The sequence below is a fragment of the Agrococcus sp. ARC_14 genome (genome assembly GCF_022436485.1).
In the GTDB taxonomy this organism is placed as follows: domain Bacteria; phylum Actinomycetota; class Actinomycetes; order Actinomycetales; family Microbacteriaceae; genus Agrococcus.
Genome location: NZ_JAKUDO010000001.1, coordinates 637,314 through 649,037, shown reverse-complemented (window position 1 = coordinate 649,037; position 11,724 = coordinate 637,314). Strand labels below are relative to the sequence as shown.

Sequence of the window (11,724 nt, the reverse complement as noted above, 5' to 3'; positions counted from 1 at the left end):
CGGTCGACCTCGATGAGGAGGTTCCCGTGAAGGCAGTTCGTCTCCACTCGTACGGCACGAACCCGACCGTGGAGGAGGTGCCAGAGCCGCAGATCGTCGGCCCCTGGGACGTGATCGTCGATGTCGGCGCCGCGGGGCTCTGCCGCACCGATCTGCACATCATCGAGGGGCAGTGGGACCCGATCCAGCACCCGAGCCTGCCCTACATCCTCGGCCACGAGAACGCCGGCACCGTGCGCGAGGTCGGCAGTGCCGTGCACACGGTGCAGTCGGGCGACACGGTGATCATGCACCCGCTCACGAGCTGCGGGCTCTGCCCCGCCTGCCGCATCGGCCAGGACTCGCACTGCGAGAACGCCACCTTCCCCGGCATCAACGTCGACGGCGGCATGGCGCAGCAGCTGCGCACGAACGCCCGGGCTGTCGTGAAGCTCGACGCCGGCGTCGACCCGAAGGACGTCGCGGCGCTCGCCGATGCTGGGCTCACCGCCTATCACGCCGTGCGGAAGGCCGCGGATGGGCTCTTCCCGGGCACGCATGCGGTCGTGGTCGGCGCCGGGGGCCTCGGACACATCGGCATCCAGACGCTCGCCGCCATCACGAGCGCCGAGATCACCGTCGTCGACCGCAGCGAGCAGGCCCTCGAGCTCGCCGGGCAGCTGGGAGCCCACCACACGGTGCTGGCGACCGATGACGAGGCGGTCGAGCGGGCCGTGCTCGAGATCACCGGCGGCGGCGCGCACGTGCTGTTCGACTTCGTCGGCGAGAGCGGCGCCGAGCTGCTCGCCACCCGGCTGCTGCGCAACCGCGGCTCGCACTACGTGATCGGCTACGGCGGTGCCGTGCGGATCCCGACGATCGAGATCATCTCCCGCGAGATCAACGTGATCGGCAACCTCGTCGGCACGTACAACGACCTCGTCGAGCTCATGACCCTGACCGCGCAGGGCCGCGTGCAGCTGCACACGGCCGTCTACCCGCTCGACGCCGCCATCGACGCGATCCACGACCTCGAGGCCGGTCGGCTCGTCGGCCGCGGCATCCTCGTCCCCTGACCTCGCACATCCCCCACGATCCCGGCCTGGCCGGGCCGCATCTGCAAAGGAGCAGAACATGGCGTTTCCAGCGAAGTATCCGCAGCTCAACGCGACGGCGCTGACCGACGAGGCGCGCGGCGTGCTCGTGCGGGTCATCCGCGTCGCCTTCCCGCATCCGTCGTTCCCGGATGCCCCCTACGAGCGCACCGCCGACACGATCCTCACCGAGGCGGAGGCCTCGACCTGGTTCCGCGTGGCGCTCACCCAGGGCCTGCTGACGCTCAGCCACCTCGCCGGCGGCGACTTCCGCGAGCTCGATGACGAGGAGGCGACGGCGGTGCTGCGACGCATCGAGGCAACCGAGTTCTTCGGATTCGTGCGGCGCACGACCGTGCTCAACCTCTACGACGACGCCGATGTCTGGGAAGCGCTCGGATACGAGGGACCGAGCTTCGACCTCGGCGGCTACGTCGACCGCGGCTTCGCAGACCTCGACTGGCTGCCGGAGCCGCGCATCGAGAGTTACGAGCACCCCGAGGAGCTCGTCGAGGTCTCGCGCGGCCCGCTCGCCGTGCCCACGGCATCCGGAGCCCCCGACACCAGCACCCACCCCGGCCGCAGCGACGCCACGATGGCGGAGGTGCAGCGATGACCGCCATCGAGCACGACCAGGAGGCGATCGTCATCATCGGCTCCGGTGCCGGCGGCGGCACGCTCGCCTACGAGCTGACGCAGCGCGGGCTGCCCGTCGTCGTGCTGGAGGCCGGCCCCTACCTGCGCAACGAGGACTACCACAACGACGAGTGGCAGGCCTTCAACCAGATGGCCTGGCTCGACCCGCGCACCACCTCTGGTTCGTGGCGGGTCGCCCGCGACTTCCCGAACCTGCCGGCGTGGATCGTGAAGGCCGTCGGCGGCACGACCACGCACTGGTCGGGCGCGACGCCGCGCTTCAAGGCGCACGAGTTCGCCGCGCGCTCGACGTACGGTCGCGTCGACGGCGCGAACCTGCTCGACTGGCCGATCACGCTGGACGAGCTCGCACCCTTCTATGACCGCGCCGAGATCGCGATGGGCTCGACGCACACGCACGGCCGCAAGCCGCTGCCGGCGAACAACAACTACAAGGTGTTCGCGAACGGGGCCGAGCGCGTGGGCTACAAGCACTACGCGACCGGGCCCTACGCGACGAACGCCGAGGAGTACGACGGCCGGCCCGCATCCATCCAGGACGGCTTCAACTTCCAGGGCGACAAGAACGGCTCGAAGTGGTCGACGCTCGTGCGCGAGATCCCGCGCGCCCTCGCGACCGGGCTGCTCGATCTGCGCCCCGAGAGCCACGTCGTGCAGATCACCCACGACGCGAGCGGCCGCGCCGACGCCGTGCTCTACCTGGATGCCGAGGGCAACCTGCAGCGGCAGGCGGCGAAGGTCGTCGCGGTCGCCTGCAACGCTATCGAGACGCCACGCCTGCTGCTGCAGTCGGCGAGTCCGATGTTTCCCGACGGGCTCGCGAACTCCTCCGGCCAGGTGGGCCGCAACTACATGCGCCACACCACCGGCTCGGTCTACGCGCGCTTCGACCAGCCGGTGCGCATGTACCGCGGCGAGACGATGGCGGGCGTCATCGCCGACGAGTCTCGGCACGACGCCGACCGAGGCTTCGCCGGCGGCTACTACCTCGAGACGGTCTCCCTCGGGCCCGCGTTCCTGGCGAGCTTCGTCGACCCGGGCGCCTGGGGCAGGCGGTTCACCGAGGTGATGGATGCGTATGCCAACACCGCGGGACTCTGGATCGTGGGCGAGGACATGCCCCAGGAGTCGAACCGCATCACGCTCAACACCAGCGTCACCGACCCGAACGGCCTCCCTGTGCCGAACGTCCACTTCGACGACCACGCCAACGATGTCGCCCTGCGCGAGCACGGCTACCAGCGGGCAGAGGCGCTGTACGACGCGGTCGGCGCACTGGGATCGCAGCGCACGCCGCCCTACCCGTCGACGCACAACCTCGGCACGGCGCGCATGAGCGCCCGGCCGGAGGACGGCGTGGTCGACCGCTGGGGTCGCGCGCACGACGTGCCCAATCTCTTCGTCTCCGACGGCTCGCAGTTCACGACCGGCGCGGCTGCGAACCCGACGCTCACGATCGTGGCGCTGGCGATCCGCCAGGCGGAGTACATCGCCGACGAGCTGACCGTCGGAAGCATCTGAGCCGACGCACCCCGACCCCGACCATCCACCGACCGCAACCATCCGACGAAGGAGACAGCGTATGACGAACACCACCACCACGGACCCCTACACGCAGATCGCCGAGGTCCCGGCCTTCGAGCTCACGAGCACCGACGTGGCCGACGGCGGCACCCTGCAGACGCCGCAGGTGAGCGGCATCTTCGGCGCCGGCGGGCAGGACGTCAGCCCGCAGCTGTCGTGGAGCGGCTTCCCGCCGGAGACGAAGAGCTTCGTCGTGACCGTCTACGACCCCGACGCGCCCACCGGCAGCGGCTTCTGGCACTGGGCGGTCGCCGACATCCCCGCATCCACCACCTCGCTTGCGAGCGGGGCGGGCGATGCCGAGGGCGCCGGCCTCCCGGAAGGAGCGCTGCAGCTGCGCAACGACGGCAGCCTGGCGCACTACCTCGGCGCCGCCCCGCCGGCGGGCCACGGCGAGCACACGTACTTCATCGCCGTGCACGCCGTCGACGTCGAGTCGCTCGGGCTCGATGCCGGCGCGACGCCCGCCTTCCTGGGCTTCAACCTCTCCGGCCACACGCTGGCGCGCGCCGTCATCACGGGCACCTTCGAGGCCAGCTGAGTCGACCGATGCAAGCAGGGCCCCGGTCGCGTCGACCGGGGCCCTCGCCGTGCGTCAGGCTGCCGTGCCGCGCACGCGACCCGAGCGGTAGTAGCGCGAGACCTGGTTCGAGGCGTCGCGCAGCTGGTGCGCCAGCCGGCGCTCGCGCGCCGCGTCGACCGACTCGGAGGGCGCGCTGATCGCCACCGCGCCCACGATCATCCCCGCCTGGTTGCGCACACCCGCGGCGGCGCACGTCATGCCGGGCACGAACTCCTCGTGCTCCCAGGCGATGCCGCGCTGCGCGACCATCGCCAAGTGCGCGTCGAGCTCATCGCGCGAGGTCATCGTCGAGTCGGTGAGGCGGTGCATGCCGTGCACGTCGAGGTACTGGTCGACGCTCTCGGGCGTCATGCCCGCCAGCATGATCTTGCCGAAGGCCGTCGCGTGCGCCGCCTCGTGGAAGCCAAAGCTGAGAGGCGTCAGCCGCGGGCGGGCGGGGCTGTCGACGACGTGGGCGACCACGACGTCGGCGCCCCGGTAGACGGCGAAGTAGGCCGCCGCATCCGCCTGCTCGTGGAGCCGCGCGACCTCCTGGCGCACGGGTCGGGGCACGCCCACCTGTCGGTGCAGCGAGAGACCGAGCCGATCGAGCTTGTAGCCGAGCTCGAAGCGGTGCTCGGCCCGCAGGTGCACGAGGTAGTCGCTCTGCACCAGCGCCTGCATGAGCCGGTATGCCGTCGGGAGCGGATACCCGAGCGCCTCGGAGACATCTCGTGCCGTCGCGCCGCCGCGATGGGCGACATGCTCGAGGATCGCGAGAGTCTTCTCGACGGTCTGCACGCTCGCATCGCGAGAACCGGTCCGACCGCGCGCGCGGTCGCCATCGTCGTCGGTGGCCATGCTCCGATGGTGCACCAGGCCCGCTGATCCGCCAAGCGATCGGCCCGAACGTTCTCGCACATCGAGAATCGGGATCCCGCCCGCGCCGCCGTCGACCTACCCTCCTAGCAGCCGCCCGGCATCCGTCGGAGCGCACGACGACGACGTCGAGGAGACCGCCATGGCCGCAGCAGCACCCATCCGCACCATCATCAGCCCGGCACGGTACGTGCAAGGTCCCGGCGCGATCACCCGCCTCGGTGAGTTCGTCTCGCAGATCGGCTCGACCCCGCTCGTGGTTGCCGACGACGTGGTGTGGGGCTTCGCGGGGCACGACGTCCAGGCATCCCTGGCCGCGGCATCACTGCCGGTGCGCCGCGAGCCCTTCGGCGGCATCCCCTCCGCCAAGGAGATCGACCGGCTCGTGACGGTGATCCAGGAGGCGGGGGCGGATGTCGTGGTCGCCGTCGGCGGCGGGAGCACGATCGACGCGGTGAAGGCCGCTGGCTTTCTGGCAGGCATCCGCTGGGTCACCGTGCCCTCGGTGGCATCGACCGACGCCCCGACCTCCGCGCTCTCGGTCGTCTACACCGAGGATGGCGCGTTCGAGGAGTACCGCTTCTTCCCGCGCAACCCCGACCTCGTGCTCGTCGACTCGCAGCTGGTCGTGCGCGCGCCCGCGAGCTTCCTCGCCGCGGGCGTCGGCGACGCGCTCGCCACCTGGCTCGAGGCGCGCGCGACGCTGCAGTCCGGCTCGACGACGATGGCGGGCGGGCAGCCGACCGCGGCGGGCACGGCGCTCGCGCGGCTGAGCTGGGATGTGCTGTGGGACAACGCCCTGCCAGCGCTCGACGCCGCCCGCGATCACGTGCTGACGCCCGCGGTCGAGAAGGTCATCGAGGCGAACACGCTGCTCTCCGGCCTCGGGTTCGAGTCCGGAGGCCTCGCCGCGGCGCACGCCATCCACAACGGACTCACCGCGGCTCCGCAGACCCACGGTCTCGCGCACGGCCAGAAGGTGAATCTGGGCTCGGTCGCGCAGCTCATCCTGGAAGGCGCGCCGACCGCGGAGATCCGCGACTTCGTGGAGTTCACGACCCGTGTCGGACTGCCGACCACCCTCACCGAGGTGGGTCTGAGCGTCGACGACGACACCGAGCTCGAGGCGGTCGCCGCCGCGGCGACCGTGCCGGGCGAGACGATCCACGCGATGCCGTTCGAGGTGCGCGCGGCGGACGTCGTCGCGGCGCTCCGGGCGACCGAGGGCTTCGCTCGCCGGGTGCGCGCGGAGGCCGGCCTGCCCGAGCCAGTGCCTCACGTCGCCCACTGAGACGACCGGCGGGCGGTAGAATCTCCTGTGCTCCCCCACCCATCCGATCCATCCGACGCGCCCGCCGGCGAGCCTTCGACGCTCTCGCCCGCCGACGTCGCGACGACGCTGCGCGTGCTCGCGACGCTGCACGAGATGGATCGTGACGACCCGCACTACCTCGCCGTGCGCCAGGCCACCGCGAACATGTTCAAGGAGGTCAAGCTCGCGAGCCGCAAGGCGAAGCACGCGCGCATCCAGGCCGCCGACAGGGCGGTGATCGCGGCGACCGCGACAGGCGCCCCCGACCGCATCGACGACGAGACCCGCGGCATCCCGCTTGCCACTCGTGCCGCTGCGCCCACCGCCGGCGAGCTCATCCGCTCGCGCGGCTGCTACATCTGCAAGCAGCAGTACACGCTCGTCGACGCGTTCTACCACCAGCTCTGCCCCGACTGCGCAGCGATCAGCCACGCCAAGCGCGACGCCCGCACGGACCTCACGGGCCGCCGCGCGCTGCTCACCGGCGGCCGGGCGAAGATCGGCATGCACATCGCGCTGCGGCTGCTGCGCGACGGCGCGCACACCACGATCACGACGCGGTTCCCGCGGGATGCGGTGCGTCGCTTCTCGTCGCTGGAGGACTCGAGCGAGTGGCTCGACCGCCTCAAGGTGGTCGGCATCGACCTGCGCGACCCCGCGCAGGTCGTGGCGCTCGCCGACGACGTCGCGGCGGCCGGCCCACTCGACATCCTCATCAACAACGCCGCCCAGACGGTGCGCCGCTCCCCCGGCGCCTACGCGCCGCTCGTCGACGCCGAGCTCGCGCCGCTCCCGGAGCGCTCGCCGCACGGCGGCCCCATGCCCGAGCTCGTGACCTTCGGGCACACGAACGACGCGCATCCGCTCGCCCTCGCCGCCTCGGTCGCCGCACACCCGATCCTGGCGAGCGCCGCCAGCACCGCTGAGGTGCTCACGGAGCAGGCGATGGCGGCCGGCAGCAGCTCGCTCGAGCGCCTGGCGGCCGGCACGGCGATCGACGCTGGCGGCCTGCTGCCCGACGAGGAGCACGTCAACTCCTGGACGCAGCACGTCGACCAGGTCGAACCGCTCGAGATGCTCGAGGTGCAGCTGGCCAACATGACGGCGCCGTTCCTGCTGGTGTCGAAGCTGCGGCCGGCGCTCGCCGCGTCGCAGGCGCACCGCAAGTACATCGTCAACGTCTCGGCGATGGAGGGTGTCTTCGGCCGCGGCTACAAGGGCCCGGGCCACCCGCACACCAACATGGCGAAGGCCGCGCTCAACATGCTCACCCGCACGAGCGCGCGCGAGATGTTCGAGGCCGACCGCATCCTGATGACCGCCGTCGACACCGGCTGGATCACCGACGAGCGCCCGCACTTCACGAAGGTGCGGCTCGCCGAGGAGGGCTTCCACGCACCCCTCGACCTCGTCGACGGCGCCGCCCGCGTCTACGACCCGATCGTGCGCGGCGAGGCAGGCGAGGATCTCTTCGGCGTCTTCCTGAAGGACTACGACAAGGGCGCGTGGTGAGCATCCCCGTCGGTCGAGGTGCGCGCGCCCAGGGCGCACGCGGCTCGAGGCCATGACGCCCGCAGAGCTGCGCGCACTGCCGCTCGGCACCCGGCTCGTCGTGCGCTACCGGCTGCATGGCGAGCAGCACGGGGCGACGGATGCCCTGGGCGAGCTCGTGCGGGTCGGTGCCGTCTCGTGCACCATCGCCACGCGCCGCGGCGAAGTGGTGATCGCCATCAGCGACATCGTCGCGGCGAAGCGGGTGCCGCCGCCTCCGGCGCCGCGCCCGCGGTAGCGACCCGGGTTCGGGCCGACTCCAGGCGTGCGGGGATACGCTCAGCCGACACGCACATCCGCGAGCGAAGGAGCACCGTCATGGACCGAGACCCGACCGCCGACGACCGACAGCCTCGCGATCCCGCGGCATACGACCCGGCAGCATCCGACCGTGCAGCATCCGACCCGGCAACATCCGGCACCGCGGCGTACGACCCGGCGACCGAGCGCACCTCCGCCCCCGGCACCTCCACCCCCGAGCCCGCGACCCGCGACCATGCCGCTGCCCCGCCGGCCTCGCCATCGGCCGAGGAGCGCCCCCGCGTCGTGGTGACCGACCCGTCGCTCGACCAGCATCAGCGCCAGGGTGTGACGGGCGGCACGTGGATCGCCCTGATCCTCGGCACCCTCATCCTCATCCTGCTGCTGATCTTCATCCTGCAGAACAACGTCGGCGCCGAGTTCTCCTACTTCGGCTGGACCTTCGCGCTGCCGCTGGGCATCGCGATGCTGTTCGCCGCCATCGCCGGTGTGCTCGTCACGGCACTGCTGGGCTCCGTGCGGCTGTTCAAGCTGAGCCGCCGCGTGCGCAAGCTCGAGAAGGAGCGCGAGCAGATCAAGCGCGCCATGCGCTGACCGCTGGGCTGATGCCGCAGCCGGGCTGACGCTCAGGCTCGGCTCACGGCTTCGGCAGGGCCGGGCAAGGCAGTGCGAAACGCCGTTACAGTTCTCTGAATCGCCTCTGCACGCTTCGGGAGGCGCCCAGGGGGTGCTGCATGCCCAGCCCGCGACGGCTCGCGACCGCGATGACGCTCGGCGTCGCGCTGGGTCTGGCGCTGGGCCTGCCGATCGCGCAGCTCGGCGGCGAGCCCGCCGCGAGCGCCGCCGTCACCACCACCGCGAGCGCCACGTCGATGACGTGCGACGAGATCCTCTGGGAGCCGGTGCCACTTGCCCGCGCCGACGCGGCATCCGTCTTCGACCAGCCGCGCCTCGACGCGCTCGGCGGGCTCGTCTGCAGCTGGATCGACGTCGGCCAGGAGTTCGTGCTCGCCTATGCGCCGGTCGACGCAGCGCAGCAGGCCGCGGCCATGGCCGACCTCGAGACTGCCGGCCTCACCCGCGTCGACTCGCCAGAGGGCGTGCGATTCCTCAGCCGTAACGCCATCCAGGCCTCGCCGCTCGGAGGCGAGCACCTCTTCGCCGACGGGCACTGGTACGCGGTGCAGGTGCTCACCATCACCGGCGACGGCGCCTTCATCGTGCCCGGCACCGGCGAGGCGTCCGACGGCGTGCGCACGCGCGTGCTGGAGGCGGTCGGCGCGAGCACCGCAGCGGCGCAGGCAGCTCCGCCTGCCCAGCCCGGCGCGGCCGGCGACCCGCTGAGCTGCGACGAGCTCGGCCCGCAGGCCGTGCTCGACGTGATCGACCCCTCGCTGCGCGACATCGACGACACGCTCACCCTGCAGGCCGACGACCTGGGCTTCGATGCGCAGCGCTTCACCGGCCTCGGCGGCACCACCTGCACCTGGATGGTCGGCCAGGCGCTCGCCTGGGTCACCTTCGCCTACGCCCCCGTCGACGACGAGGCGCAGGCGACGGCGACGGCCGATCTCACTGCCTTGGGGCTGACGCGCGCCGACACTCCCGAAGGCGTGCGCTTCTCGCACCCGGCCGTCGAGCAGGCGCAGCCGCTCGACGGCCAGCATCTGTTCGCTGACGACCACTGGTTCGTCGTGCGGCAGCTGAGCATCGGCAGCGGCGGCGCGTTCATCATCGACGCGACACCCGCCGACGCCGACGCGCTGCGCGACCGCGTGCTGCTCGCGCTGCCGCCCGTGCCGACCGCGACGCCAGCCCCAGCCGCGCAGACGCCCTCGCCACTGCCGACGGAGGAGCCCGCGCCGCCGCTCACCGCCGACGAGCCGAGCGTACTGAGCGGCCTCGTCCCTGCTGGCGCGGCACCCGTCACCGTCGCGAGCGTCGCCTCCACCGCCGGCACCGCGCTCGTGCTCGCCGCCCTGGTCGCCATCCCCAACCGGCTCGTCGACCTGACCACCGGCACGCTCGCCGATCGCGCCCGCCGCCGCCCCGGCGGCGGCACCGGCTCGCTCAGCCCGGCCGAACGCATCCGCCGCCTGCTGCGTCGCATCGAGCGCTCGCTGCACCCGGTCGCGGGCATCGCCATCGGCCTGATCGCCGCCGGAGCGCTCACCGCGCTCATCGACCCGCGCGCCGGCGCGACCCTCGGCACCCTGCGACTCGCCGCATCCGCCACCCTCGGCTACGCGATCGAGGGCCTGCTGTGCCTGGTCGCCGTCGCCTGGATGCTGCGCCGCGACGGGGCGAACGTGGGGGTGCGGTTCCGGCCGGTGTCGCTGCTGATCGTGCTGGGTGCGATCGTCGTGACGCGCGTCGTCGGCTTCGAGCCGGGCTTCGTGTTCGGCGTCGTGGTGGCCCTGGTCTTCCTGCGCCCGTCACCCAAGCACGAGCGGCTCGGCGCCCTCATCGAGCTCGGCTATCTCGCCGCGATCGGCATCGTCGCCTGGCTCGTCTACAGCGCGATCCAGAGCAGCGCTGCCCCGACCGGGCCCCTCGGGCTCCTCGTCGTCGAGACGCTCGCGGGCCTCACGATCGGCTGCCTGATGGCCCTGCCGCTGCTGCTGAGCCCGGTCGGCGAGCTGCCCGGCACGGCGATCTGGCAGCGCAGCCGGCTGCTGTGGGTGGCCGCGTTCGCGGTGTCGATGGCGCTCGTCGTGTGGGTCGTCATGCCGTTCCCCGCCGCGTGGGATGCCGTGCACACCCCCGTCATCGCCTGGGTCGTGCTGCTGGCGGCGTACACGCTGGGCGCCGCCGCGCTCTGGGTGGCGGTGACGAAGCCCTTCGGGCGGCGTGCGGATGCCGTCCCGGGCCCGGGCACGCCGGCCGACGGCACCGAGGCGGTCACCGCGCCCGCGACCGAAGCCGATGCCAAGGCCAAGGCCGCGCCCGAAGCCGCGCCCGATGCCGAACCGCGCGCGGCCGCGCCGCTGGGCTGATGGATCCACCCCTCGACGCCGTGGGCGGTCGCTGCTTGGCTGGCGAGCATGGAACACGTGGCCTCAGCAGACGGCACGGCCATCGCCGTGCACCGCAGCGGATCCGGTCGACCCGTCGTGATCGTGGGCGGTGCCTTCTCGACGGCACCCGACGCATCCGCCCTCGCCGAGGCGCTCGTCGCGCAGGGCTTCGAGGCCGTCCGGTTCGACCGCCGAGCGCGCGGCGACAGCGGCGACACGAAGCCGTTCGCGCCCGAGCGCGAGGCCGAGGATGTCGCTGCCGTCATCGAGGCGGTCGGCGGCAGCGCGATCGTGCTCGGCCACTCCTCCGGGGCGCTGCTCGCCCTGCTGGCTGCCGCGCACGGGGCCCAAGACGACGGCGCGCCGATCGAGCACCTGTTCCTCTCGGAGCCGCCGATGCGCTTCGGCGAGGACGAGCCGGGCGCCGATCTGCCACAGCGGCTGCAGGCGCTCGTCGACGAGGGTCGCGGCGGCGAGGCCGTCACGCTCTTCCAGCTCGAGGGCGTCGGGCTGCCGCGGCCCATGGTGGAGGAGATCAAGGCATCGCCGCTGTTCGAGCACCTCGCGAGGCTCGCGCAGTCGACCGTCTACGACGCGACGATCGCCGCCGCCACCTCGACGCCGAGCGAGCGGCTGCTGGCGGTGTCGGTGCCGACCACCGTGCTCGTGGGCGTCGAGACCATGCCGGTGCTGGAGCGGGCCGCGCCGATGCTGGTCGAGCGGATGCCGTCGGCCGAGCTCGTGCGGGTGCCCGAGTCGCGCAATCACGCGATCGACCCGCCCGCGACGGCGGCGATCATCGCGGCGCGCGTCGCGGAGGCGTGAGCC

Annotated in this window: 11 protein-coding genes; 10 read left to right on the top strand and 1 reads right to left on the bottom strand. The window is 72.4% G+C overall.

From position 1 onward, the window contains the following. Nucleotides 1–26 precede the first annotated feature (26 nt). From MKD51_RS03290 to MKD51_RS03275, 4 genes are all read left to right on the top strand, one after another. Entirely contained in the window at nt 27–1,055 is a 1,029-nt protein-coding gene (locus tag MKD51_RS03290; protein ID WP_240238141.1) for an NAD(P)-dependent alcohol dehydrogenase, read from the top strand. Nucleotides 1,056–1,113: 58 nt separating this feature from the next. Then, nucleotides 1,114–1,689: a hypothetical protein gene (locus MKD51_RS03285; RefSeq protein ID WP_240238139.1), complete on the top strand. Its 576-nt coding sequence runs from the start codon at nt 1,114–1,116 to the stop codon at nt 1,687–1,689. Then, complete coding sequence (locus tag MKD51_RS03280; RefSeq protein ID WP_240238137.1) at nt 1,686–3,251, top strand: GMC family oxidoreductase; 1,566 nt, start codon at nt 1,686–1,688, stop codon at nt 3,249–3,251. Before MKD51_RS03285 ends, MKD51_RS03280 begins: the two co-directional genes overlap by 4 nt. A 61-nt stretch (nt 3,252–3,312) precedes the next feature. After that, nucleotides 3,313–3,855, top strand: coding sequence for a YbhB/YbcL family Raf kinase inhibitor-like protein (locus tag MKD51_RS03275; RefSeq protein WP_240238135.1), 543 nt, complete (start codon nt 3,313–3,315; stop codon nt 3,853–3,855). Between the two features lie 54 nt (nt 3,856–3,909). On the opposite strand, the gene MKD51_RS03270 is transcribed toward MKD51_RS03275, so the two are convergent. Further along, complete coding sequence (locus tag MKD51_RS03270; RefSeq protein WP_240238133.1) at nt 3,910–4,737, bottom strand: IclR family transcriptional regulator; 828 nt, start codon at nt 4,735–4,737, stop codon at nt 3,910–3,912. 160 nt (nt 4,738–4,897) lie between these two features. On the opposite strand from MKD51_RS03270, the gene MKD51_RS03265 reads away from it, so the two are divergent. From MKD51_RS03265 to MKD51_RS03240, 6 genes are all read left to right on the top strand, one after another. Then, nucleotides 4,898–6,046 carry a glycerol dehydrogenase gene (locus MKD51_RS03265; protein ID WP_240238131.1) on the top strand — a complete coding sequence of 383 codons (1,149 nt, stop codon included), beginning with the start codon at nt 4,898–4,900 and terminating at the stop codon, nt 6,044–6,046. Nucleotides 6,047–6,073: 27 nt separating this feature from the next. After that, complete coding sequence (locus tag MKD51_RS03260; RefSeq protein WP_240238129.1) at nt 6,074–7,579, top strand: SDR family NAD(P)-dependent oxidoreductase; 1,506 nt, start codon at nt 6,074–6,076, stop codon at nt 7,577–7,579. 52 nt (nt 7,580–7,631) lie between these two features. Continuing rightward, nucleotides 7,632–7,856, top strand: coding sequence for a hypothetical protein (locus MKD51_RS03255; RefSeq protein ID WP_240238128.1), 225 nt, complete (start codon nt 7,632–7,634; stop codon nt 7,854–7,856). An 80-nt stretch (nt 7,857–7,936) separates the two neighbouring features. Beyond that, nucleotides 7,937–8,473, top strand: coding sequence for a LapA family protein (locus MKD51_RS03250; protein ID WP_240238126.1), 537 nt, complete (start codon nt 7,937–7,939; stop codon nt 8,471–8,473). 140 nt (nt 8,474–8,613) lie between these two features. Then, a complete protein-coding gene (locus MKD51_RS03245; RefSeq protein WP_240238124.1) occupies nt 8,614–10,875 on the top strand; it encodes a hypothetical protein in 2,262 nt (753 codons plus the stop codon). Nucleotides 10,876–10,923: 48 nt separating this feature from the next. Next, the gene (locus MKD51_RS03240) at nt 10,924–11,721 is read left to right on the top strand and encodes an alpha/beta hydrolase (RefSeq protein WP_240238122.1); all 798 of its coding nucleotides are present in this window, start codon (nt 10,924–10,926) and stop codon (nt 11,719–11,721) included. The last annotated feature ends 3 nt before the right edge of the window (nt 11,722–11,724 follow it).

Excerpts from the sequence above, each read along its gene's own strand:
- MKD51_RS03285 (WP_240238139.1), top strand. The coding sequence starts at position 1,114 with ATGGCGTTTCCAGCGAAGTATCCGCAGCTCAACGCGACGGCGCTGACC.
- MKD51_RS03280 (WP_240238137.1), top strand. The coding sequence starts at position 1,686 with ATGACCGCCATCGAGCACGACCAGGAGGCGATCGTCATCATCGGCTCC.
- MKD51_RS03275 (WP_240238135.1), top strand. The coding sequence starts at position 3,313 with ATGACGAACACCACCACCACGGACCCCTACACGCAGATCGCCGAGGTC.
- MKD51_RS03270 (WP_240238133.1), bottom strand. The coding sequence starts at position 4,737 with ATGGCCACCGACGACGATGGCGACCGCGCGCGCGGTCGGACCGGTTCT.
- MKD51_RS03265 (WP_240238131.1), top strand. The coding sequence starts at position 4,898 with ATGGCCGCAGCAGCACCCATCCGCACCATCATCAGCCCGGCACGGTAC.
- MKD51_RS03255 (WP_240238128.1), top strand. The coding sequence starts at position 7,632 with ATGACGCCCGCAGAGCTGCGCGCACTGCCGCTCGGCACCCGGCTCGTC.
- MKD51_RS03250 (WP_240238126.1), top strand. The coding sequence starts at position 7,937 with ATGGACCGAGACCCGACCGCCGACGACCGACAGCCTCGCGATCCCGCG.
- MKD51_RS03245 (WP_240238124.1), top strand. The coding sequence starts at position 8,614 with ATGCCCAGCCCGCGACGGCTCGCGACCGCGATGACGCTCGGCGTCGCG.
- MKD51_RS03240 (WP_240238122.1), top strand. The coding sequence starts at position 10,924 with ATGGAACACGTGGCCTCAGCAGACGGCACGGCCATCGCCGTGCACCGC.